The organism is Ectobacillus sp. OTK (assembly GCF_059698935.1).
The window spans coordinates 3,770,757-3,793,677 of record NZ_AP048547.1 but is presented as its reverse complement, the minus strand read 5'-3'; the positions used below and the strand labels follow the sequence as shown (position 1 = coordinate 3,793,677).

Genomic DNA, 22,921 nt, shown 5'->3' with positions numbered 1-22,921 from the left:
TCGTTTCAGATACAATAAATAAAAAGCAGAGAGGTAAAGCAGAATGAAGTTGCATACACTCATGTCATGCTTGCATGATTTTTCCGTCATGCCGGCGGAAAACCCGGAAATTGAATCCATTGAAATGGATTCGCGCCAAGTCAGTACTGGCAGCTTATTCATTTGCATCAGCGGGTTTACGGTCGACGGGCATCAGTTTGCAAAGCAGGCCGCCGCAGCAGGTGCGGCAGCTATTGTAGCGGAGCGCCCACTTGACGTGGACGTTCCTGTTGTTCTTGTGAAGGACAGTGTGCGCGCCTTAGCGGTGCTTGCAGATTTCTTTTATGGTCAGCCGACGCAGCATTTGCATTTAATAGGTATTACAGGTACAAACGGAAAAACAACAACATCTCATATTGTGAATGAGATATTGCGCGAGCATGGCCATACAACCGGCTTAATTGGCACGATTAATATGAAAATCGGAGATGAAACGTTTGAGGTAAAAAATACAACACCTGATGCGCTCACACTGCAAAAAACGTTTCGCCGTATGCTGGACAGTAATGTAACGGCGGCTGTCATGGAGGTATCATCCCATGCACTTCATCTTGGTCGAGTGCACGGCTGTGAGTATGATGTTGCCGTATTCACCAATTTAACGCAGGATCATCTCGATTACCATAAAACGATGGATGAGTATAAGCATGCGAAGGGCCTCTTGTTTGCCCAGCTTGGCAACAGCTATCGCCATGACCGCGTCAAATATGCGGTTCTAAATAATGATGATGAAGCTTCTAAGGATTACATAATGAGTACGCAGGCAACGGTCATTACATATGGGATTGATATGAAAAGTGATATTTTCGCAACGGACATTGAAATGACCGGGGCGGGTACAGCATTTACGCTCGTCACGCCGTTTGATAGCGTAAGAGTAACAATGAAGCTTGCAGGAAAATTCAATGTCTACAATGTGCTGGCTGCAACGGCTGCTAGTCTTGTTTCGGGCGTGCCGCTAGAAACAATAGTGCGCGTCATTGAACGTATGCAAGGCGTATCCGGGCGGTTCGAGCTTGTAGATGGAGGACAGGATTTTGCTGTTATTGTAGATTACTCGCATACGCCAGACAGTCTGGAAAACGCATTACAAACCATTCGCCAGTTTGCAACAGGCAAGGTATATTGCGTTGTTGGCTGCGGGGGAGATAGAGATAGAACAAAGCGCCCGAAAATGGCGCGTATTGCTGCTAGGTACGCGGATTATCCAATTTTTACTTCTGATAATCCCCGCAGCGAGGATCCGCTTGCTATTTTAGAAGAGATGGCTGCAGGGGTCGAAGGTGAACAGTACGAAATTCTCCCTGATAGAAAAGAAGCCATTACGCATGCTGTTTTAGCTGCAGAGCGCGGAGATGTAGTCTTAATTGCCGGAAAAGGTCATGAAACTTATCAAATTATCGGTACGACAGTCATTGATTTTGATGACCGTCTCGTTGCGAAGGAAGCAATGAAACACCGTTCAAGCAGACAGCAAGATATCTAACAGCGAGAGAGAAGGGGGGCTATTTATGCTTGAACTTGGACTTTTAATTACAATTGCCGTTGCTTTTTTAATTGCCGTCGCGCTTTCTCCTGTTTTTATCCCGTTTTTACGTCGTTTAAAATTTGGACAAAGCATTCGTGAGGAAGGGCCAAAATCACATCAGAAGAAATCGGGAACACCGACGATGGGGGGCATTGTGATTTTCCTGTCCGTCATCGTAACGACTGCTTTGATGGCGGCAAAGTTTGGGGAGCTAAATACAGAAGCATATTTGCTTCTATTTGTTACATTTGGCTACGGTCTAATCGGCTTTTTAGATGACTACATTAAAGTAGTCATGAAACGAAATTTAGGGTTAACTTCAAAACAGAAGCTTGTCGGTCAACTCGTCATTGCTATTGTATTTTTTCTGTTTTACCAAAAATATTCATTCGGAACGGATCTTCGTATACCGGGAACGGATATTAGCTTTGATTTAGGGTGGGGCTATTTGCTTTTTATCGTGTTTTTGCTTGTTGGTACATCGAATGCGGTTAATCTTACGGATGGCTTAGATGGGCTATTAGCGGGAACATCTGCAGTTGCGTTTGGGGCGTATGCAATTTTGGCTTATAACCAGCATCAGTATGAAACGGCGATTTTTTGCGTTGCCGTTGTTGGAGCCGTTCTTGGCTTTTTGGTGTTCAATGCCCATCCGGCAAAGGTATTTATGGGGGATACCGGTTCACTTGCGCTTGGCGGCGCATTAGCAGCGGTTGCAATTTTGACAAAGCTGGAGCTGTTGCTGGCGATTATCGGCGGTATCTTCATGATTGAAACACTTTCTGTTATTATTCAAGTTATTTCATTTAAAACAACGGGGAAACGCGTATTTAAGATGAGTCCGCTTCATCATCATTACGAGCTTAGCGGCTGGTCGGAGTGGCGCGTCGTTGTGACGTTTTGGTCAGTCGGCTTGCTGTTTGCAATGCTAGGAATTTATATTGAGGTGTGGATGTAATTGAAAACTGTAGCGGATTATCAAGGAAAACATGTGCTTGTACTAGGTATGGCAAAGAGTGGATATGCTGCTGCCACTTTGCTTCATCAGCTTGGCGCAAGCGTAATCGTAAACGATAAAACACCATTTGAGGAAAATGAGATTGCACAGCGTCTAAGCAGTCAAGGCATTGAGGTTGTGTGCGGCTCTCATCCTCTTGAGCTGCTTGAGAGAAATATTACAACAATTGTCAAAAATCCCGGGATTCCATATACAAATCCATTAGTGGCTGCCGCGCAGCAAAAGGGAATTCCTGTTATTACAGAGGTGGAATTGGCCTATCGTATCTCGGAAGCGCCGTTTATCGGCATTACTGGATCAAACGGTAAAACGACTACAACTACACTAACGTTTGAAATGCTTCAAGAAGGCAACAAGCGTCCGCTTATTGCTGGAAACATTGGTACAGTTGCTTGTGAGGTAGCACAAGCAGCAAAGGCGGATGAAGTGATTGTAACAGAATTATCATCCTTTCAGCTGATGGGGATTGAAACTTTCCATCCGAAAATTGCTGTGCTTTTAAATTTATTCGATGCCCATCTTGATTATCATGGCACAAAGCGCGAGTATGGATTAGCGAAGGCAAATCTTTTCAAAAACCAAACATCCTCTGATTATAGCGTTGTGAATGCTGATAATGAGGATGTGGTGGAGCTAGTAAAGGGAAGTAATGGGCAAAAGGTGTATTTCTCGACGACACAGGTGCTTCCGGACGGAGCGTGTGTACAAAACGATGCGCTCTATTTCCGAGACGAAAAAGTGATAGAGATTGCTGACATTGTGCTTCCAGGAAAGCATAATCTTGAAAACATTCTTGCGGCGATGAGCGTTGCGAAGCTGATGGGTGTATCCAATGAGGCAATTGAATCTGTGTTAAAGCGATTTACAGGAGTAGCGCATCGTCTGCAGTATGTAACAGAAGTAAATGGCCGGAAGTTTTATAATGATTCGAAGGCAACGAATATTTTAGCAACGCAAAAAGCATTATCTGCGTTTACGCAGCCTGTTATTCTGCTTGCTGGAGGGCTGGATCGAGGCAATGAGTTTGATGAACTGATTCCATACCTTTCTCATGTTAAAGCGCTCGTAACATTTGGACAAACTGCACCGAAGCTAATCAAAGCAGCAGAGCAGGCGGGAATGAAATGTATCAAACGTGTCGATAATGTGGAACAAGCAGTGCAGCAGGCTTACGAACTGTCTGAAGCTGGAAACGTAATTTTGCTTTCGCCAGCGTGTGCAAGCTGGGATCAGTTTAAGACTTTTGAGGATCGAGGAGACATGTTTATACAAGCCGTGCATAAGTTAGTATAAAGCAGTTTAAAACGCCGGGAGGGTCCCGGCGTTTTAAATAAGACTTAAGCTTGTTTCCAAGAGGTGATATTCGAATGCCAGCGAAAAAAACACCCGATTTCATCATTGTTGCGGTTACGCTGATATTGCTGACCGTTGGCATGATTATGGTGTACAGCGCGAGTGCAGCCTGGGCGTCGTATAAGTTTAAAGACTCGTTCTTTTTTGCGAAGCGGCAGCTTTTATTTGCCGGGCTTGGCGTTGTAGCGATGTTTGTCATTATGAAGATCGATTATTGGATTTGGCGTGATTATTCGAAAATCATTTTGCTTGTTTGTTTTCTGTTTCTTATTCTTGTGCTCATTCCTGGAATTGGAATGGTACGCGGAGGAGCGCGCAGCTGGATTGGGGTCGGTGCTTTTTCAATTCAGCCGTCTGAATTTATGAAATTTGCGATGATTGTATTTTTAGCCAAGTTTTTATCGGAGAGGCAAAAATTGATTACATCCTTTAAAAGAGGACTTGCTCCGTCGCTTGGCCTTGTGTTTTTAGCGTTTGGAATGATTATGCTGCAGCCAGACCTTGGTACGGGTACGGTGATGGTTGGAACATGTGTGGTCATGATTTTTGCAGCAGGGGCAAGAGTAGCGCATTTTATGATGCTTGGAGGAGTCGGAATAGCAGGCTTTATTGCGTTAATTGCGTCAGCGCCTTATCGGATCAAACGTATCACATCTTATTTAGATCCATGGTCCGACCCGCTCGGCAGCGGTTTTCAAATCATCCAGTCGTTGTATGCGATTGGTCCAGGAGGCTTATTCGGCCTCGGACTGGGACAAAGCAGACAAAAGTTTTTTTACTTACCGGAGCCGCAAACAGACTTTATTTTTGCGATTCTTTCTGAAGAATTAGGTTTTATCGGCGGCTCGTTTGTGTTATTATTGTTTAGTCTTTTATTGTGGCGGGGGATCCGTGTTGCACTTGGCGCACCGGATTTATACGGGACATTTTTGGCGGTCGGCATTGTGGCGATGATTGCCATTCAAGTGATGATTAATATCGGCGTGGTCACTGGACTGATCCCGGTTACCGGTATTACGCTGCCGTTTTTAAGCTATGGGGGATCGAGCCTGACGCTTATGCTTGCGGCAGTCGGAGTATTATTAAACGTAAGTCGTCATTCCCGATACTAAGCCCTGTTCGTGAACAGGGTTTTTCTTAATGTCTCAACACGGGGTATTGCAAAGCAAAATATCAAAATAACTCGATATTTCCCGAAAAATAACGATACGCTATAACAAGAAAATAACGTTAGGTGAATGTCCTGCATATTACTATAAGTACCGGAGAATTGGATTGGGGGAGAGCAGTATGGAACAATTGGCGAGGGAGTTAATAGAAACGAATGTTGGAAAGGTGCTGGAGCAGGAGCCGCTAGCACGTCATACAACAATGAAAATTGGCGGACCAGCTGATATTATGGTGATTCCAAGCAGCATAGAAGGCGTGCGTAAAACGCTGGAGATTGTGAAGGAGCACAAAACACAATGGACGGCAATTGGCCGCGGTTCTAATCTACTCGTATCTGACAAAGGAATTGAGGGAGTCGTCATTAAACTTGGCGAAGGACTGGATCATTTAGAGGTAGAGGGAACAAAGGTGTCTGTTGGCGGCGGCTATTCACTTGTTAAGCTTGCGACGCTTTTGAGTCGTCAAGGCTTATCAGGGCTCGAATTTGCCGGTGGGATTCCAGGCAGCATTGGTGGTGCGGTCTATATGAACGCAGGTGCTCATAAGTCTGATATGTCCAAAATTGTAACGAAAGCACTTGTTATGTTTGAGGATGGCAGAGTAGAATGGCTCACAAATGAAGAGCTTGAGTTTTCTTATCGCACTTCTGTTTTGCAAAATAAGCGCCCGGGAATCGTGCTTGAGGCAGAATTGGAACTGCAAGAAGGCGACCGTGATGAAGTATTTGCACTCATGCAAAAAAATAAAGACTATCGCCGTGATACACAGCCATGGAATCACCCGTGCGCTGGAAGCATTTTTCGTAATCCTTTGCCAAATTTTGCCGGCAATCTCGTAGAAAAAGCCGGACTAAAAGGCTATCAAATCGGCGGTGCAAAAATTTCAGAAATGCATGGGAATTTTATCGTGAATACAGGAACGGCTACTGCCGAGGATGTACTTTGTTTGATTCAGTATATTAAACAGACGATACATGAGCAATATGGCATCGAAATGCATACAGAAGTGGAGATTATTGGTAGATAATAGTTGTCTACTTTGTATGGAAACATTTATGATATAATAATAGAAGATAAAGAACGGCATGCGCTTCCATGCCGTTCTTTACGTTACATACGGACAATGGGGGATCGAAATGAAAAATGGAAAGATTATTCAACTTGAGGAGCGCGTGCCAAAGCTGAAGAAGCAGCGGCAAAAGCGAAAAAAGGTGAATCGCAGGTTGATTTTATATGTCGCAGTTTTATTTTTGTTAGTTTTATTTGTGATGTACTTTCGATCTCCGCTTAGCAATATCTCTCATATCGCTGTACAAGGAAGCCATTATATGAGCGATAAAGAGGTGATGAAGCTATCAGGTATTACATATGAGACAAGCTATTTTCGAGTAAAGCCAAAGGAAGCAGAAGCAAGACTGTCTGAAAAAAAGGAAGTTCAAGCAGCACAGGTTCAAAAAGTGCTGCCAAATAAGATTGTGATTACGATCAAGGAATACAAGACAATTGGCTATGTATATAAAAAAGGTAAGCTCTATCCGCTTTTGGAAAATGGGAAGATGCTATCAGCGCTTCCAGACCAAACGCTTCCAGTGGCAGCTCCCGTTTTATTTGGATTTGAGAAGAAGGAAGCATACCAAGAGATGTCCTCTGAGCTTAAAAAGATGTCACTCAGCATATTTCGGTCTGTGTCTGAAATACACTTGAGCCCAAAGCCATCTGACCCGCTTCATCTTACTCTCTATATGAATGAAGGCTATGAGGTGAGTACAACTGTTCGAGGATTTGCTGAAAAAATGACAGCTTATCCGCTTATTATAAAAACGCTGCAGCCGAATGAAAAAGTGAGAATTCACCTAGAGTTAGGGGCATATACGGAACGTTTGAATACAGGAGAGGAGTCACAATGAAAAGAAAAGGTCGTTATGTATGGCTTTCGCTTGTTTGTCTAGTTCTTGGCTTTATGATTGCCTATTCTTACGCGGTAACGTCAAAGAAGGAGCAGAGTGAGAGAGCGGACAGGGAGTGGAACCGGGAATATGAGCTGCGCGAAAGATTGATTGACCAAGAGAAAACGAATGCCAAGCTGCAGCGTCAGGTAGCTGCTTTGCAGCAAAGCGTGCGCAAAGAGGAAGAGAAGCTCGGGGAGCAAGAAAATAACCTTTCGAATGCGGTAAGTGAGGTTGAGCAGCTGCGTGTATATATAGGAGAGGTAAAGGTGAAGGGACAAGGATTAGAAATTACGCTTGCGGATAGCACAAAAGCAATTGCTGATAAAAATGTGAATAATTATCTTGTTCATGACGGTCATATACAAGCTGTACTTCACGAATTATATGCTGCAGGCGCAGAAGCAATTGCTATAAATGGACAAAGGCTAACAACTCATTCATATGTGACGTGCATCGGACCGGTTGTAAATGTAGATGGTACGGAGCATCCGGCGCCTTTTGTAATTACGGCTATCGGCAGTCCGGATGTGCTGCAAAAGGCATTGAATATTCGCGGCGGCGTTGTTGACCGTCTGCTTAGCGACAATATTTCTGTGAAGCTTCAAACAAGACAAGATCTTGTACTGGAGCCGTATTATAAAAAGTAATGGTAAGAAGGGGAAGAATAGTGAGCCGAAAAAGATGGAGCTTCACTCTCATTATGTTAATTATTGGAGTTATGGCAGCTGTGCAGTATAAAACATTGCAAAGTCCGAAGGTTACAGACACTCGGGATGAATGGCAATTAAAGGAAAGTTTAAAGGCGGAGCAACAGGTTCAAATTGAACTGCTAAAGGAAATTCGCAAGTATGAGGAGCAGCTTGAGGGATATGAAGCGAAGCGAGCTGGAAGTAAAGCAGATGCGCTGCAAAAAACACTAGAGGAGCTGCGGGAAAAGGCTGGATTAACGGATGTGACAGGAAGCGGCATTACACTTCGTCTCGCCCCCTTATTTAGCAATTTGGGAGAGGGTGAGGAGGCGCCGGTTCTATCCCCTCAGCTGCTGCAGCGTCTCGTAAATGAGTTAAATACATATGGTGCAACAGCAGTGCAAATTGATGATCAGCGTATTATAGCTACAACGCCTATTCGAGATGTGAACGGCAAGGTGTCGGTTAATCGCGTTGTGCTGCCGCCGCTTCCACTGGAAGTGAAGGTTGTTGCCAAAGATGCGCAGGAGCTGTATGACCGCATGAAGGTATCGAATGCGTTCGATCATTTTGCAATTGACAATATTGAATTGACCATGTCGAAGCCTGAGGATAAGATTACGATCGGACGCTATGAAGGATCGATTCGCACGGAGCACATGGAGGCTATCAAAACAGAAGAGGAGGGGAAGTAGCATGTGGCTCCCTGTTTTAGGTTTATTCATCGGCATTGCGCTTGGATTAAGCTCAGATCTTACAATTCCGGAGCAATACTCTAACTATTTATCCATTGCTGTGCTTGCAGCGCTTGATACATTGTTTGGAGGAATACGTGCGAACTTGCAAGGAACATATGATGAAGCCGTCTTTCTTACCGGTTTCTTTTTCAATATAATCCTAGCGGCAAGTTTAGCTTTTCTGGGAGTACATCTTGGTGTAGACTTATATTTGGCAGCTATCTTTGCCTTTGGGGTTAGGCTGTTTCAAAATATCGCCGTCATTCGAAGGCTGCTCCTTGCTAAAAGAACAGGTAGTAAACAAAAATAAGAAAAATGTCCGTATAAAAAAAGGGAAACGTACGTAAACGTTGAATATTTTTCTTATAAATACAAGTGCCACGTTTGTTGTTCGATAGATGCATGCTTATGGTATAAATAAAAAAGGAGGTGCCAGAGTATGAACAGCAACGAAATATACGTTAGTCTTGACATCGGTACATCCAATGTTAAAGTCATTATTGGAGAAATGTCCCATGATGCTTTAAACATTATTGGTGTTGGAAATGGAAAATCGAGCGGTTTAAAGAAAGGTTCCATTGTGGACATAGATGAAACTGTACAGTCAATTAAAAGAGCGATTGAACAAGCGGAACGAATGGTTGGTATGCATATTGACCGTGTTGTTGTCGGAATTAGCGCTAATCAAGTGCAGCTTCTTCCTTGTCATGGAGTGGTGGCTGTTTCGAATGAAAACCGTGAGATTGGCAGCGAAGATGTATTGCGTGTACTAGATGCTGCACAGGTCGTTGCAATTGCACCAGAGAGAGAAATTATTGATGTGGTGCCGCAGCAGTTCATTGTGGACGGGCTGGATGAAATCAATGATCCTCGGGGGATGATTGGTGTACGTCTAGAAATGGAAGGATTATTAATTACCGGTTCGAAGACATTGCTACATAATTTGCTTCGTTGTGTAGAAAGAGCGGGGCTGGAAGTTGTGGATATCGGTTTGCAGCCGCTCGCAGCAGCGAGTCTTGCTCTTTCTAAGGACGAAAGAAATATGGGGGTAGCTTTGGTTGATATCGGCGGCGGTTCTACGACTTTGGCTGTTTTTCAAGATGGCGAGCTAAAGGCGACTAGCGTTTTGCCAATCGGTGGAGACCATATTACCAAAGATATTGCAATTGGTTTAAAAACGGCTACAGAGCATGCGGAAAAGGTAAAGCTTAAGCATGGTCATGCTTATTATCATACAGCATCAGAAGACGAAATGTTCGCAGTATCCGTTATGGGAAGTGATCAGACAGAGCAGTTTGCTCAGGCTGATTTAGCAGACATTATTGAAGCGAGACTAGAGGAAATTCTTCTATTTGTTCAACAAGAGCTTCGCAAGCTAGGTTTTAAGTCGCTTCCTAGCGGATATGTGTTAACAGGCGGTGTCGTTTCGATGTCAGGAGTGTTAGAGCTTGCCCAGGATGTTCTGCAGCATAATGTTCGGATTGCGACACCTGATTATATCGGGGTTCGTGAACCGCAATATACAACAGGGGTAGGACTAATCAAGTATGCCTACCAAAAATCGAAGCTAAAAGGAAAAACGCAGCAACAGGAACAGCCGGAATATGATCGTCGTCCTCCTATACCTGTGCAGCAGGCTCCAAACCAGCAGCCGAGGGAAGAGGAACGTGTTATGGATAAAATGAAAAAAGTGTTCCGCTATTTATGGGATTAGACATGGAAAGAAAAATGAGGTTCTAGGGGGATTTTAGATGTTAGAGTTTGATACTACGCAAGAATCAATGGCGAATATAAAAGTAATCGGTGTTGGAGGCGGCGGAAACAATGCTGTAAACCGTATGATTGAGCATGGTGTACAGGGTGTGGATTTTATCGCTGTTAATACAGATGCCCAGGCCCTTAATTTATCAAAAGCAGAAATTAGAATGCAAATTGGCGGAAAGCTTACAAGGGGACTAGGTGCTGGAGCGAACCCAGAGGTAGGAAAGAAAGCTGCTGAGGAAAGCAAGGAGCAAATTCAGGAGGCGCTGCGCGGAGCAGATATGGTATTCGTAACAGCCGGAATGGGCGGCGGAACGGGTACCGGTGCTGCACCTGTTATTGCACAGGTGGCAAAGGAGCTTGGTGCGCTGACAGTAGGTGTTGTAACGCGGCCGTTTACCTTTGAAGGCCGCAAGCGTGCAACGCAAGCTGCTGCTGGAATCGCGGCACTAAAGGAGAATGTCGATACACTTATCGTCATTCCAAATGACCGTTTGCTTGAAATCGTTGATAAGAATACGCCGATGCTTGAAGCGTTCCGTGAAGCGGATAATGTACTTCGTCAAGGGGTACAAGGTATCTCTGACTTAATCGCAGTACCAGGTCTTATTAACCTAGACTTTGCAGATGTGAAAACGATTATGTCCAACAAAGGATCTGCGCTTATGGGGATTGGCGTTGGTACAGGAGAGAGCCGTGCAGCAGAGGCGGCGAAACGTGCGATTTCCAGCCCTCTTCTTGAGACATCTATCGATGGGGCGCAAGGGGTGTTAATGAACATTACAGGCGGAACAAATCTAAGCTTATACGAAGTGCAGGAGGCAGCTGATATCGTTGCATCTGCGTCTGATTTAGAAGTGAATATGATTTTTGGTTCTGTTATTAACGAGAACTTAAAGGATGAAATTGTCGTTACTGTTATTGCGACAGGCTTTGACGACTCCGTTGCGCTGCAGACGCCGCCAGCGAAGCCATCTGTTCGTTCAACTGTTACCGGAGCAGCTTCGCAGCAGCAGTCAACTCCACAACCACAGCCGCCAATCAAACCGGTGCGGGAGGTAAAGCGGGAAGAGCCTGTTTATAACGATATTCCTCGTAATCCACAGGTAGAAGATTTAGATATTCCGGCGTTTCTACGCAATCGCCGCAGACGATAAACAAGCGGATGCAGGCCACAGAAGCTAAATCAAGTAAAAAAGGCAAAGGGAAAAAATCCCTTTGCCTTTTTTACTTGATCCAAGGATAACCATTTGAGTGATACCCAGTTCCAGCGCCCTTCCCCATAGCAGGCAAAAAACGCTCTAATGTGCAGAGAACGGTCTCCTTCGGGAACAGGACGGACTGTGTCCGCTTTTCTTAACGACTGACAGATTGCGGGCAGAATTTGCAAAATAACAAAAAAATCACATCATGAATTGACAGACTTTTCCATACCGCTTGTTCTATACTAGTCTCAACCGGCCAAAAAGAGGTGGAATACTTGGTTGTTTATGCAGATGCAATATGGCTTTTGAATTTTTGCATTGATTGTCTTTTGCTGATGCTGACTGCAGTTGTACTCAAGAGACGCATAAAGAAGCGGCGTCTGCTGCTTGGAGCATGTATTGCTTCTACGATTGTCATATTTGCTTTTACTCCCTATGCAACTACGATGACACATCCAGCGGTGAAACTTTTGTACTCCGTTCTTATTGTATATGCAGCTTTTGGATTCACAAAAATTCGTACATTCATACAAACACTGCTCATGTTTTATTTCGTTACATTTATGGTAGGCGGAGGACTTATTGGATTGCATTTTTTTATGCAGACAAACGAACTGGCTGGAGGAATCGTATCCGCAAGAAGTCTTTCATTTGGTGATCCCATTAGCTGGACACTAGTTGTGTTTGGGTTTCCTCTTATGTATTACTTCTCCAAAAAACGAATCAGCGAGATTGAAGTGACAGAAATTCGCTATGACCAAATTGTTAGAGTAGAGATCGTCATAAATGGAGCAGAGCTGCAGCTTAGCGGGCTAGTTGACAGCGGTAACCAGCTGTACGATCCTCTTACAAAAACACCGGTTATGATTGTAGAAGCAGCTTGTGCAACAGCATTATTCCCGGAATGGCTGATTCAGCAGGCCCGAATCAAGAATACGCTGCCTGAGTGGAATGAGAAAGAACCGGAGTGGACAACGCGTATTCGCATTGTACCGTATCGTGTTGTCGGGCAAAATCACGGTTTTTTGCTTGCTGTGAAGCCAGATGAAGTTCGCATTTATAAGGGAAACGAGCTTCTGCGCGTCACACGCATTCTCATCGGTTTATCTGATACGAAGCTTTCATCCGATCACGAATATGCATGTATTTTGCATCCGAAAATGTTTGTATCTGCTGACATTGTACCTGCGTAATACGATGACTAGGAGGGAAACTTATGGCGAGTATTAGGCTGAAACTGACATATCTCTTGTATAAATTATTAAGGAAACTTGGAATTAAGACCGATGAAATTTATTATATTGGCGGAAGTGAAGCGCTGCCGCCTCCTTTAACAAAGGAAGAGGAGGAAATGCTTCTTGAGAAGCTGCCAAAGGGAGATGAAGCAGCGCGTGCGCTGCTGATCGAGAGAAACCTGCGTCTCGTTGTGTACATAGCGAGAAAATTTGAAAATACGGGGATTAACATTGAAGATTTAATTAGCATCGGCACTATTGGGCTGATTAAAGCAGTCAATACCTTTAACCCCGAGAAAAAAATTAAGCTCGCCACTTATGCTTCCCGTTGTATCGAAAATGAAATTTTAATGCATTTGAGACGAAATAACAAAAATCGTTCCGAGGTGTCGTTTGACGAGCCGTTAAATATTGATTGGGACGGTAATGAACTGCTGCTATCTGATGTACTTGGTACAGAGGATGATATTATCACAAAGGATTTAGAAGCCAATGTAAATCGGCACTTGCTCCTAAAGGCATTGCATCAGCTCAATGACAGAGAGAAGCAAATTATGGAGCTTCGCTTCGGTCTTGATGGCAGTGAAGAAAAAACACAAAAGGATGTTGCCGACATGCTTGGCATCTCACAATCGTATATTTCTCGCCTGGAAAAGCGCATCATCAAACGTCTTCGCAAAGAATTCAACAAAATGGTCTAGCATAGCTTGTGCATAAAATTCCCTCCTAAGGAGATACTTTACACTGTACAGCAACTCCCAGTAGGAGGGAAGACAGTGACACGAAACAAAGTAGAAATTTGCGGTGTAGACACATCTAAACTTCCAGTACTGAAAAACGATGAAATGCGAAAGCTGTTTCAAGAAATGCAAGGCGGCGACAACAGCGCGAGAGAAAAATTGGTCAACGGCAACTTGCGGCTTGTCCTCAGTGTCATTCAGCGATTTAACAACAGAGGAGAGTTTGTTGACGATCTGTTTCAGGTCGGATGCATTGGGCTGATGAAGTCGATTGATAACTTTGACCTGAGTCAAAACGTTAAATTCTCAACGTATGCTGTACCGATGATTATCGGAGAAATCCGAAGATATTTACGCGATAACAACCCAATTCGCGTATCGCGCTCGCTGAGAGATATCGCCTATAAGGCGCTGCAGGTAAGAGAAAAGCTTATGGCAGAAAACTCAAAAGAGCCGACTGCTATGGATATTGCTGAAGTGCTTGGTGTGACGCATGAAGAGATTGTTTTTGCATTAGATGCTATTCAAGATCCTGTTTCATTGTTTGAGCCGATTTACAATGACGGCGGCGATCCGATTTTCGTGATGGATCAGCTAAGCGATGACAGGCAGCGTGATGAGCAATGGGTAGAGGAGCTTGCTTTAAAAGAAGGAATGAAGAGGTTAAACGATCGGGAAAAAATGATTATTCGAAAGCGTTTTTTCCAAGGGAAAACGCAAATGGAGGTCGCTGAGGAAATCGGCATCTCGCAGGCGCAAGTCTCTCGTCTGGAGAAAAGTGCTATTAAACAAATGAATAAAACGATTCAAGGATAAGAGCCCGTCAATTTTGGCGGGCTCTTCTTACACTGTAAGAATGTATAAATTTCCAGCTGGAAGCTTATTCGACGTGGCAGGAAATTTTAGCAACAAAGGTAAGGGCAACTCCGCCTCTGTCTTTGCCCAGCCCCTCGCAGGCAAATAGCCCTCACCACGTATAAAGAACAGAAACAAGGATTCCTTTTGGTATTCCCTAAAAAGAAGCGCTTTTCCTATGTTTCTTCACCTTCTACCCTCGTCATTCCCATCATATACTAAATGTAAAAGGAGAGGGTGCTCATGATTCGGATATCAGAATTTCAGTTGAAGGATGTTGTGAACGTATCAGATGGAAGAAAGCTGGGGAATATTGGGGATATTGACATTGACCTTCATACAGGGAAGATTCAAGCAGTTATTATCGCAAAGCCGGGAAGAGGACTTGGTTTGTTTGGAAAAGGCGAGGAAATCATTGTACCGTGGAAGCACATTGTTAAAATTGGAGAGGACGTCATTTTAGTGCGCGTTTCTAGCAGCGAGCCATCACCGAATCCAATACAAACAACGACACTTTCGTAAAATTTATTACAAATTATTCTTTTTTTTTTGTGTTATCCTTATGGAAAAATAAAAGTATGGTAAAATAGACAACAAGTACCATAAATTTTATGTGAGTAAGGTTTGCTAGCTTCAAGCTGCTTAGATAGGACGATTATGAGAAGAAAAGGAGGAAGTGCAGGAGAAGTATTGGCTAAGGCCAACGAATATTCCTCCCCCGTTTACTTATTGGGCTACGCTCTTTACATTTTTTGAGGTAAGGGTCTCCTGTGCGAATGCTGATGAAACAAGAGCCGTTTCAATACAGAGAAGGAATGCTGCATATAGCTGTATGGGAAGGCGTGACAGCTGGATTTACGACGCGCGAGGGCGGTGTGAGCAACGGTCACTTTTCCTCGATGAATGCAGGATTGCATGTGGGCGATAAGGAAGCTGCGGTGCACGAGAATCGGCGTATCCTTGCTTCCCGCCTTCATTTCCCGTTACATAGGTGGATTTGCTCCGAGCAAATTCATGATAACAGAGTGGAAAGAGTTGGAGATGCTGAGTGCGGAAAAGGTGTGTTTTCTTATGCGGATGGCGTGCCGGGCACAGATGGAATTTATACAGGGGAGTCAAGTGTTCTTCTTACCTCCTGCTATGCGGACTGTGTTCCTCTTTACTTTTACGCGCCAGGCCATAAACTAATAGGCTTAGCGCACGCAGGGTGGAAGGGAACGGCAAAGGGAATCGCGCGTGAGATGCTTCGCAAATGGCAGCAGGAGGAGGGGATTGCTCCTTCTGAGGTGCTGATAGCGATCGGTCCGTCGATTGGCGGATGCTGCTACGTCGTTGATGACCGCGTGCTCGAAGCAATGAAGCAGCAGCTGCAAGGAGATGTTCCGCACACCGTCATTTCGAAGGGGCAGTATGCGATTGATTTGAAGGAAATCAACCGTTTGATTTTCCTGCAGGAAGGAATTGCGGAGGCGAATATTGCTGCTGCTTCGTTTTGTACAAGCTGCGAGGAAACACTTTTTTTCTCACACCGCCGCGACTGCGGAAAAACAGGGCGCATGCTTAGTTTCATTGGGTTTAAGGAGGGTTTGGGCAGTTGACAGTACAAGAGAATTACACGCGTGTAAAACAGAATATTGAAGAAGCCTGCAAACGGTCAGGACGTTCTATAGAGAATGTAACCGTTGTAGCGGTAACAAAGACAGTAGGAATTGAGAAAACGAGAGAGGTGCTTGCAAGCGGGATTATGCATCTTGGTGAAAACCGAAACGAAGGATTTTTGCCGAAATATGAGGTGATTGGGCCAGATGCTGTTTGGCACTTTATTGGATCCCTTCAAACGCGCAAGGTGAAGGATATAATCAATCAAATTCATTATTTGCATTCGCTTGATCGTATCTCGCTTGCGCAAGAGATCCAAAAGCGGGCCAAGCACCGCATCTCTTGCTTCGTACAGGTGAAAACATCGAATGAGGAAACAAAGCAAGGGCTTGAGCCAAGTCAGCTGCTTCCATTTATCCAGGAACTTGCCTCCTTTGATCGCATACATGTTGCAGGGCTGATGACAATGGCTCCTTATACTGATGATGAAGAGCAAATCCGAACATGCTTCCGAACGCTCAAGAAGCTGCAGCAGGATGTACAAGCGTTAAATTTGCCGTATGCTCCTTGCAGGGAGTTATCAATGGGCATGTCTAATGATTATGTCATCGCAGTAGAAGAAGGGGCAACGTATATTCGTTTGGGAACCATTTTAGTAGGATAGGAGAGGAAAAAAACGATGAGCTGGACAAAGGTCAAGGATTTCTTCTTTGAAACGCCGGAGGAACAAGACGAACGGATTTCGTATGAAAGAGAGAGAGAACAACCTATGGATGAAGATATCCAACTGCCAAAAGCGCCGCAAAAGCAAAATGTAGTGAGTATTGAGAAGGCAAAGCAGGGCACAAAGGTGGTGCTGCTTGAGCCGCGCACATATGCAGAGGCGCAGGCTATCGCCGATCATTTAAAAGGCCGCCGCGCCGTTGTGATGAACCTGCAGCGTATGTCGACTGATCAGGCGATTCGCATCGTTGACTTTATGAGCGGCACTGTATATGCAATCGGCGGTGATATTCAAAAGCTGGGTGTGAGAACCTTCTTATGTACGCCAGACAATGTAGATATTGTTGGAGCGATTTCGGAATTGCTTGGCGAATCAGAAGAAACTAACAATAAAAGGTGGTAAGCATCATGGCTGTTGTGTTGAATGCTTTGTTTTTGCTATTTGATATTTATTACTACGCCTTAATCGTATATATTTTACTTTCTTGGCTGCCGGGCGCACGGGACTCAAGCTTTGGGCACTTTTTAGCTCGTATTTGCGAGCCGTATTTAGAGCCGTTTCGCCGTTTCATTCCCCCGCTCGGCATGATCGATATTTCGCCAATCGTAGCTATCCTCGTTTTGCGCTTTGCGAAAATCGGTTTGGCGCGTTTAGTACAGATGGTTTTGTAATTGGGAGAATACTATGAGCATTTATGATCATTTTCGGGCTGAAGAGGCCGTCTTCGTTGATCAAGCATTAGAGTGGAAGGAGGCGGCCGAGCAGTATCATAAAATGAAATTGACGGATTTTCTTGACCCGCGCGAGCAGCAAATCCTTTCCATGATCATTGGCAGTCAATCGGAGGCAGCTGTACAATTTTTCGGTGCTTTTGAGCAAGCTGAACGAAAAAGAGCGCTGATTTATCCGTCTTATATCCAGCCTGAGCTGGAGGAATTTCAAGTGGAAACACTCGAAATTTCATACGCGTCCAAATTTCATACCATTGAGCATCGACAAGTACTCGGGGCGCTTATGTCGCTTGGTATGAAGCGCGGGAAGTACGGCGATATTGTCTTGCAGCAGGAACGCATCCAGATGGCTGTGGCAAAAGAGGTAACGGATTATATCCGCATGAATTTACAATCTGTTGGGAAGGCAAGCGTTTCGTTATCGACCGTTTCGCCAGAGGATATTTTACATCAGCAGGAGGAATGGACAGAAAAGTCAGGTACTGTATCCTCAATGCGTCTAGATGTTTTAATTGCTGAGATTTTTAATCTCTCCAGACAAAAGGTTTCTCCGCTCATTAAAAACGGCCTTGTCAAGGTGAATTGGAAGGTAGTAGAGCAGCCCTCGTATGAGTGCTATGCAGGTGATGCCTTTTCTGTCCGCGGCTACGGCCGAGGAAAATTGCTGTCGGTAGATGGAAAATCAAAGCGTGACAAATGGAGAATTCTATACGGACTGCGAAAATAAACAAGCTGCAGGAAGGAAAACCGCTTGTTTTGTCGAACACATATAATCAAAATGTATTTTTAGACGACTACTTGGAGGTGGCACGGGTGCCTTTAACACCATTAGATATTCATAACAAAGAATTTAGCCGCGGCTTTCGCGGTTACGATGAAGATGAAGTAAATGAGTTTTTAGATCAGGTTATTAAAGACTACGAGCATGTCATCCGCGAGAAAAAAATGTTAGAGGAAAAAGCTGCAGATTTAGAGCAACGCCTCCATCATTTCTCCTCCATTGAAGATACGCTAAATAAATCAATTTTAATTGCGCAGGAAGCGGCGGAAGAGGTAAAGCGGAATGCACAAAAAGAAGCAAAGCTTATCATTCGTGAAGCGGAAAAAAATGCGGATCGTATCATTAACGAAGCGCTTGTAAAATCAAGAAAGGTCTCCTTCGATATTGAGGAATTAAAAAAGCAGTCGAAGGTGTTTCGTACGCGTTTTCGCATGCTGCTGGAAGCGCAGCTGGATATGCTTAACAATGATGACTGGGACAAGCTTATGGAGCTTGAGGAATCTGAATTGCTTAAACAGGAAGAAGCTTCCTTGTAAACTTGACGTTTTCGCGAGAATTACATATAATTCAATAACAAATAGTATCGATAAATACGGAGATAGGGACAAGTACTTTTTTCACACCCTTACATAGCGAATCGGGGAAGGTGAGAGCCCGGTTAAGGAGGAAAAAGGAATATCACCCTGGAGTTCCGCGCTGAACGAATGAGTAGGCGCAGGCGTGCATTCGCGTTACGAATATGAAGTGGATACAGGCATAGTCTTGTATTTATAAGGGTGGTACCGCGGGAGACCTTCTCGTCCCTTTTTTGGGGGATGAGGAGGTCTCTTTTTTGTGCCTATGTCCGGATGATGAGGAGGATTACTATGGAGTATAAAGACACGTTATTAATGCCGCAAACAGAGTTTCCAATGCGCGGCAATTTGCCAAAGCGCGAGCCTGATGTGCAAGCGAAATGGGCTGAAATGAACATTTATGAAAAGGTGCAGCAGCGCACGCAGGGTCGTCCGCTATTTGTGCTGCATGATGGGCCGCCGTACGCAAACGGTGATATTCATATGGGTCATGCATTAAACAAGGTGTTAAAGGATTTTATCGTTCGCTATAAATCAATGAGCGGCTATCATGCACCGTATGTTCCAGGCTGGGATACGCATGGACTTCCAATTGAGCAGGCTTTAACAAATAAAGGAGTCAAGCGCAAGGAAATGACAGTTGCTGAATTCCGTAAGCTTTGTGAAGAGTATGCGTATGAGCAAATCGATCGTCAGCGCCAGCAGTTCCTTCGCTTAGGTGTTCGCGGTGATTGGTGGAATCCGTACATCACATTAAAGCCGGAATATGAAGCACAGCAAATTAAAGTATTCGGCGATATGGCGAAAAAGGGCTATATTTATAAAGGTCTAAAGCCTGTGTACTGGTCTCCGACAAGTGAATCTGCATTAGCTGAAGCGGAAATTGAATATAAGGACAAAAAATCCCCATCCATTTATGTAGCATTTGATGTGAAGGATGGAAAGGGTGTACTAGAGGGCGATGAGAAATTTGTTATTTGGACGACAACGCCATGGACAATTCCAGCGAACCTAGGTATTTCTATCCATCCGGAGTTAGAATATAGCGTAGTAAAAGTCGGCGGCGCGAAATACATTATTGCTTCCGCATTATTGGAGTCTGTGACAAATGCAATTGGCTGGGAAAACCCTGAGGTTGTTAGAACATTAAAGGGAAGCGAAATGGAGTATATCGTGGCGAAGCATCCGCTGTATGGCCGTGATTCCCTCGTTATGCTTGGTGAACATGTTACAACAGATGCAGGTACGGGCTGCGTGCATACGGCGCCTGGCCATGGGGAAGATGACTTTATTGTTGGTCAAAAGTACGGTCTGGACGTATTATGCCCAGTGGATGACAGAGGCTGCATGACAAAGGATGCGCCAGGTTTTGAAGGGCTGTTTTATGAAGAGGCGAACAAACCAATCGGTCAAAAGCTGGAAGAGGTTGGAGCGCTGCTGAAGCTAAGCTTTATTACGCACTCTTATCCGCACGATTGGAGAACGAAAAAGCCGATCATTTTCCGGGCGACAGCGCAATGGTTCGCGTCCATTGATGCATTCCGCAGCGAGTTGCTGCAGGCAGTAGAGGAGACGAAATGGGTACCAGCATGGGGAGAAACACGTCTGTATAATATGGTACGTGACCGCGGTGATTGGTGTATTTCCCGCCAACGCGCATGGGGCGTTCCAATTCCTGTATTCTACGCGGAAAATGACGAAGCCATCATTACAGATGAGACGATTAACCATGTAGCTCATCTTTTCCGTGAGCACGGCTCAAACGTTTGGTTCGAGCGCGAAGCAAAAGATCTGCTTCCAGAAGGCTTCACGCATCCGGGCAGCCCGAACGGCCGCTTCCGTAAAGAAACGGACATTATGGACGTTTGGTTTGACTCTGGTTCTTCTCATCAGGCTGTATTAGAAGAACGCGATGACCTGCAGCGTCCGGCAGACTTGTATTTAGAAGGATCTGACCAATATCGCGGCTGGTTTAACTCTTCCTTGTCGACTGCGGTTGCAGTAACAGGAAAGGCGCCGTATAAAGGTGTGCTTAGCCATGGTTTCGTCTTAGACGGAGAAGGCCGCAAAATGAGTAAATCAATTGGAAACGTCGTAGTTCCACAAAAAATTATGGATCAATTGGGCGGGGATATTCTTCGTTTATGGGTTGCATCTGTTGATTATCAATCTGATGTGCGCATCTCTGATGATATCTTAAAGCAGGTTGCAGAAGTATACCGCAAAATTCGCAATACGTTCCGCTTCTTGCTTGGAAACCTATTTGATTTCAAGCCAAGTCAGCATGCATTAAGCGCCCAGCAGCTTCGTGAAGTTGATCGCTATATGCTGGTGAAGCTAAACAACCTAATCAATAAAGTAAAGGGAGCGTATGAAACATACGATTTTGCGGCAATGTATCACGCGCTTCATAACTTCTGTACAATTGATCTCAGTGCGTTCTATTTAGATTTTGCGAAAGATATTTTATATATCGAAGGCGCTGATAACCATGATCGCCGTGCTATTCAAACGGTATTATACGAGGTGCTGGTCGCGTTAACGAAGCTTGTTTCTCCTGTTTTACCTCATACTGCTGATGAGGTATGGGCATACGTGCCTGGTGTGAGCGAAGAAAGTGTCCAATTAACGGATATGCCGGAAGCAGTGAAGGTGGCGAATGCTGAAGAATTGCAAAGCAAATGGGATGCGTTTTTAAGCCTGCGCGATGATGTGTTAAAAGCACTTGAGGAAGCGCGTAACGCGAAAATTATTGGCAAGTCGTTAAATGCAAGCATTACGCTGTATCCAACAAAGGAAATGCATGCATTGCTCGCATCCATTAAAGAAGATGTTAAGCAATTGTTTATTGTCTCCGGATTTGAGGTTGCAGGAACAATTGAGGATGCGCCAGCTGAAGCGCATAAATATGAGCATACTGCTGTTGTTGTAAAGCAGGCAGAGGGTGAAACATGCGAGCGCTGTTGGACTGTTTCTACGGAAGTGGGCCAAGACAGCGAGCATCCAACACTATGCCCGCGCTGTGCAACTGTTGTAAAAGAGAACTATGTGAAGTAAAAACAAAGGGACTAACTCATAATTGGATGAGTGAGTCCCTTTTCTTTATATTTTGAAGAAAGTATAACGTTTTGGGGTACGCTGCCCTCTTCCCATAACCTGCTTGCTGGGGGCAGAGAACTGCCTCTTTCGCAAGCAAACCGGGCCGTGTCCGCTCATTCTAATAGGAAAAACTTGTGGCTTGTAAGGGCGGGCTTTTTGGATAAACTAAAGCTACGTTAAACGGTGATGGAGGGATAACAGCGTGAATATAAAAACATACTTCGAAATTAAGTATGAGCTTGAGTTGATGAAACGAGAGTTAAGAGCACGGCTAAAGCAGGAACAAAACCGTTTATACCAAATGGAAACAACTGAGGAGCGGGGCATTGTGGTGTCCGAAGAGGAAGTAAAACGAAAAACGGTGCTGCACCATATACAAGAGGATTTAAAGGATGTAGAACGTGCCTTATTTAAAATGGAAATAGGAATGTACGGCATTTGTGAGGAAACAGGAAAGCTTCTGCCGCTGGAGCAGTTGCGGATTATGCCGACGGCGCGAACAGCTCATGAATTTTTATATGAACGCTTAAAAACAGTATAAGGAAAAATAACATTGTTATTTTACACCTCAATTTACATTTTATTCTCTTTATGAAGCCATTCATTGTGAAAAGTTTAGACGTGTGCTAAACTTTTGAAGTACACTGTCATGGCGGGGGAAAGAAAAATGATATATTATTTGATTGCGCTAGTTGTCATTGCAATTGATCAATTCACAAAATGGCTCATTGTAAAAAATATGGAGCTCGGTGAAAGTATTCCAATCATTGATAATGTGCTATACATAACGTCTCACCGGAATCGTGGGGCTGCATGGGGTATGTTACAAAATCAAATGTGGTTCTTTTATATTATCACAGTTATTTTTGTAATCGGAGTCGTCTATTATATACAGAAGTACGGGAAGCAGGACAAGTTTTTAGGGTTGGCGCTGTCGCTTATTTTAGGCGGAGCAATCGGAAATTTCATCGATCGTGTATGGAGGAAAGAAGTAGTGGATTTTATTCACACGTATATTTTTTCTTATAACTTTCCTGTATTTAATGTCGCTGATTCCGCGCTTTGCATTGGTGTAGCGCTCATCATGATTCAAACGCTGCTTGAAGGTAAGAAAGCGAAGGAGTAGAAGAAGGC

Annotated in this window: 23 protein-coding genes, 1 pseudogene and 1 other annotated feature; all 24 genes and pseudogenes read left to right on the top strand. The window is 44.3% G+C overall.

The window, feature by feature from the left end:
• The first annotated feature begins 43 nt into the window (after positions 1–43).
• The 24 genes and pseudogenes from AC6HZ4_RS18755 to lspA all read left to right on the top strand — a co-directional run bounded on the left by AC6HZ4_RS18755 (position 44) and on the right by lspA (position 22,913).
• Positions 44–1,525: a UDP-N-acetylmuramoyl-L-alanyl-D-glutamate--2,6-diaminopimelate ligase gene (locus AC6HZ4_RS18755; RefSeq protein ID WP_497491214.1), complete on the top strand. Its 1,482-nt coding sequence runs from the start codon at positions 44–46 to the stop codon at positions 1,523–1,525.
• Positions 1,526–1,550: 25 nt separating this feature from the next.
• Positions 1,551–2,525 carry a phospho-N-acetylmuramoyl-pentapeptide-transferase gene (gene mraY, locus AC6HZ4_RS18750; protein ID WP_497491213.1) on the top strand — a complete coding sequence of 325 codons (975 nt, stop codon included), beginning with the start codon at positions 1,551–1,553 and terminating at the stop codon, positions 2,523–2,525.
• Entirely contained in the window at positions 2,526–3,878 is a 1,353-nt protein-coding gene (murD, locus tag AC6HZ4_RS18745; protein WP_497491212.1) for a UDP-N-acetylmuramoyl-L-alanine--D-glutamate ligase, read from the top strand. It abuts the gene before it with no gap.
• Between the two features lie 74 nt (positions 3,879–3,952).
• The gene (gene spoVE, locus AC6HZ4_RS18740) at positions 3,953–5,050 is read left to right on the top strand and encodes a stage V sporulation protein E (RefSeq protein WP_497491211.1); all 1,098 of its coding nucleotides are present in this window, start codon (positions 3,953–3,955) and stop codon (positions 5,048–5,050) included.
• 178 nt (positions 5,051–5,228) lie between these two features.
• Positions 5,229–6,134, top strand: a complete 906-nt coding sequence (gene murB / locus AC6HZ4_RS18735) for a UDP-N-acetylmuramate dehydrogenase (protein WP_497491210.1) — start codon at positions 5,229–5,231, stop codon at positions 6,132–6,134.
• A 109-nt stretch (positions 6,135–6,243) separates the two neighbouring features.
• Complete coding sequence (locus AC6HZ4_RS18730; RefSeq protein WP_497491209.1) at positions 6,244–7,014, top strand: cell division protein FtsQ/DivIB; 771 nt, start codon at positions 6,244–6,246, stop codon at positions 7,012–7,014.
• Positions 7,011–7,703, top strand: a complete 693-nt coding sequence (locus AC6HZ4_RS18725; RefSeq protein WP_497491208.1) for a DUF881 domain-containing protein — start codon at positions 7,011–7,013, stop codon at positions 7,701–7,703. The genes AC6HZ4_RS18730 and AC6HZ4_RS18725 overlap by 4 nt, the downstream gene beginning before the upstream one ends.
• A gap of 20 nt (positions 7,704–7,723) precedes the next feature.
• Positions 7,724–8,440 carry a DUF881 domain-containing protein gene (locus AC6HZ4_RS18720; RefSeq protein WP_497491207.1) on the top strand — a complete coding sequence of 239 codons (717 nt, stop codon included), beginning with the start codon at positions 7,724–7,726 and terminating at the stop codon, positions 8,438–8,440.
• A gap of 1 nt (position 8,441) precedes the next feature.
• Positions 8,442–8,829, top strand: a pseudogene (locus AC6HZ4_RS18715) (small basic family protein).
• A gap of 92 nt (positions 8,830–8,921) precedes the next feature.
• Complete coding sequence (gene ftsA / locus AC6HZ4_RS18710) at positions 8,922–10,196, top strand: cell division protein FtsA (RefSeq protein WP_497491206.1); 1,275 nt, start codon at positions 8,922–8,924, stop codon at positions 10,194–10,196.
• A 37-nt stretch (positions 10,197–10,233) separates the two neighbouring features.
• Positions 10,234–11,400 carry a cell division protein FtsZ gene (gene ftsZ, locus AC6HZ4_RS18705; protein ID WP_497491205.1) on the top strand — a complete coding sequence of 389 codons (1,167 nt, stop codon included), beginning with the start codon at positions 10,234–10,236 and terminating at the stop codon, positions 11,398–11,400.
• A 323-nt stretch (positions 11,401–11,723) separates the two neighbouring features.
• Entirely contained in the window at positions 11,724–12,641 is a 918-nt protein-coding gene (gene spoIIGA, locus AC6HZ4_RS18700; RefSeq protein WP_497491204.1) for a sigma-E processing peptidase SpoIIGA, read from the top strand.
• A gap of 23 nt (positions 12,642–12,664) precedes the next feature.
• A complete protein-coding gene (sigE, locus tag AC6HZ4_RS18695) occupies positions 12,665–13,384 on the top strand; it encodes an RNA polymerase sporulation sigma factor SigE (protein WP_497491203.1) in 720 nt (239 codons plus the stop codon).
• Between the two features lie 75 nt (positions 13,385–13,459).
• Positions 13,460–14,239, top strand: coding sequence for an RNA polymerase sporulation sigma factor SigG (gene sigG / locus AC6HZ4_RS18690; protein WP_497491202.1), 780 nt, complete (start codon positions 13,460–13,462; stop codon positions 14,237–14,239).
• Between the two features lie 282 nt (positions 14,240–14,521).
• Positions 14,522–14,800 carry a YlmC/YmxH family sporulation protein gene (locus AC6HZ4_RS18685; protein WP_497491201.1) on the top strand — a complete coding sequence of 93 codons (279 nt, stop codon included), beginning with the start codon at positions 14,522–14,524 and terminating at the stop codon, positions 14,798–14,800.
• 260 nt (positions 14,801–15,060) lie between these two features.
• On the top strand, positions 15,061–15,876 hold the full coding sequence (gene pgeF / locus AC6HZ4_RS18680) for a peptidoglycan editing factor PgeF (protein WP_497495768.1): 816 nt from the start codon (positions 15,061–15,063) through the stop codon (positions 15,874–15,876).
• Positions 15,873–16,541: a YggS family pyridoxal phosphate-dependent enzyme gene (locus tag AC6HZ4_RS18675; protein WP_497491199.1), complete on the top strand. Its 669-nt coding sequence runs from the start codon at positions 15,873–15,875 to the stop codon at positions 16,539–16,541. Before pgeF ends, AC6HZ4_RS18675 begins: the two co-directional genes overlap by 4 nt.
• 15 nt (positions 16,542–16,556) lie before the next feature.
• A complete protein-coding gene (locus tag AC6HZ4_RS18670; protein ID WP_497491197.1) occupies positions 16,557–17,003 on the top strand; it encodes a cell division protein SepF in 447 nt (148 codons plus the stop codon).
• Positions 17,004–17,008: 5 nt separating this feature from the next.
• A complete protein-coding gene (locus AC6HZ4_RS18665) occupies positions 17,009–17,272 on the top strand; it encodes a YggT family protein (RefSeq protein WP_497491196.1) in 264 nt (87 codons plus the stop codon).
• Positions 17,273–17,285: 13 nt separating this feature from the next.
• Entirely contained in the window at positions 17,286–18,059 is a 774-nt protein-coding gene (locus tag AC6HZ4_RS18660) for a YlmH family RNA-binding protein (protein ID WP_497491194.1), read from the top strand.
• A gap of 86 nt (positions 18,060–18,145) precedes the next feature.
• Entirely contained in the window at positions 18,146–18,649 is a 504-nt protein-coding gene (locus AC6HZ4_RS18655) for a DivIVA domain-containing protein (RefSeq protein WP_497495767.1), read from the top strand.
• Positions 18,650–18,699: 50 nt separating this feature from the next.
• Positions 18,700–18,921 (top strand) — a binding site (T-box leader).
• 58 nt (positions 18,922–18,979) lie between these two features.
• Positions 18,980–21,745 carry an isoleucine--tRNA ligase gene (ileS, locus tag AC6HZ4_RS18650; RefSeq protein WP_497491193.1) on the top strand — a complete coding sequence of 922 codons (2,766 nt, stop codon included), beginning with the start codon at positions 18,980–18,982 and terminating at the stop codon, positions 21,743–21,745.
• A gap of 289 nt (positions 21,746–22,034) precedes the next feature.
• Positions 22,035–22,328 carry a molecular chaperone DnaK gene (locus tag AC6HZ4_RS18645; protein ID WP_497495766.1) on the top strand — a complete coding sequence of 98 codons (294 nt, stop codon included), beginning with the start codon at positions 22,035–22,037 and terminating at the stop codon, positions 22,326–22,328.
• 126 nt (positions 22,329–22,454) lie between these two features.
• Complete coding sequence (lspA, locus tag AC6HZ4_RS18640; protein WP_497491192.1) at positions 22,455–22,913, top strand: signal peptidase II; 459 nt, start codon at positions 22,455–22,457, stop codon at positions 22,911–22,913.
• The last annotated feature ends 8 nt before the right edge of the window (positions 22,914–22,921 follow it).

Excerpts from the sequence above, each read along its gene's own strand:
- AC6HZ4_RS18670 (WP_497491197.1), top strand. The coding sequence starts at position 16,557 with ATGAGCTGGACAAAGGTCAAGGATTTCTTCTTTGAAACGCCGGAGGAA.
- mraY (WP_497491213.1), top strand. The coding sequence starts at position 1,551 with ATGCTTGAACTTGGACTTTTAATTACAATTGCCGTTGCTTTTTTAATT.
- murB (WP_497491210.1), top strand. The coding sequence starts at position 5,229 with ATGGAACAATTGGCGAGGGAGTTAATAGAAACGAATGTTGGAAAGGTG.
- ftsA (WP_497491206.1), top strand. The coding sequence starts at position 8,922 with ATGAACAGCAACGAAATATACGTTAGTCTTGACATCGGTACATCCAAT.
- ileS (WP_497491193.1), top strand. The coding sequence starts at position 18,980 with ATGGAGTATAAAGACACGTTATTAATGCCGCAAACAGAGTTTCCAATG.
- lspA (WP_497491192.1), top strand. The coding sequence starts at position 22,455 with ATGATATATTATTTGATTGCGCTAGTTGTCATTGCAATTGATCAATTC.
- AC6HZ4_RS18685 (WP_497491201.1), top strand. The coding sequence starts at position 14,522 with ATGATTCGGATATCAGAATTTCAGTTGAAGGATGTTGTGAACGTATCA.
- AC6HZ4_RS18755 (WP_497491214.1), top strand. The coding sequence starts at position 44 with ATGAAGTTGCATACACTCATGTCATGCTTGCATGATTTTTCCGTCATG.
- AC6HZ4_RS18730 (WP_497491209.1), top strand. The coding sequence starts at position 6,244 with ATGAAAAATGGAAAGATTATTCAACTTGAGGAGCGCGTGCCAAAGCTG.
- AC6HZ4_RS18725 (WP_497491208.1), top strand. The coding sequence starts at position 7,011 with ATGAAAAGAAAAGGTCGTTATGTATGGCTTTCGCTTGTTTGTCTAGTT.
- AC6HZ4_RS18665 (WP_497491196.1), top strand. The coding sequence starts at position 17,009 with ATGGCTGTTGTGTTGAATGCTTTGTTTTTGCTATTTGATATTTATTAC.
- sigE (WP_497491203.1), top strand. The coding sequence starts at position 12,665 with ATGGCGAGTATTAGGCTGAAACTGACATATCTCTTGTATAAATTATTA.
- spoVE (WP_497491211.1), top strand. The coding sequence starts at position 3,953 with ATGCCAGCGAAAAAAACACCCGATTTCATCATTGTTGCGGTTACGCTG.
- AC6HZ4_RS18645 (WP_497495766.1), top strand. The coding sequence starts at position 22,035 with ATGAAACGAGAGTTAAGAGCACGGCTAAAGCAGGAACAAAACCGTTTA.
- ftsZ (WP_497491205.1), top strand. The coding sequence starts at position 10,234 with ATGTTAGAGTTTGATACTACGCAAGAATCAATGGCGAATATAAAAGTA.
- AC6HZ4_RS18660 (WP_497491194.1), top strand. The coding sequence starts at position 17,286 with ATGAGCATTTATGATCATTTTCGGGCTGAAGAGGCCGTCTTCGTTGAT.
- pgeF (WP_497495768.1), top strand. The coding sequence starts at position 15,061 with ATGAAACAAGAGCCGTTTCAATACAGAGAAGGAATGCTGCATATAGCT.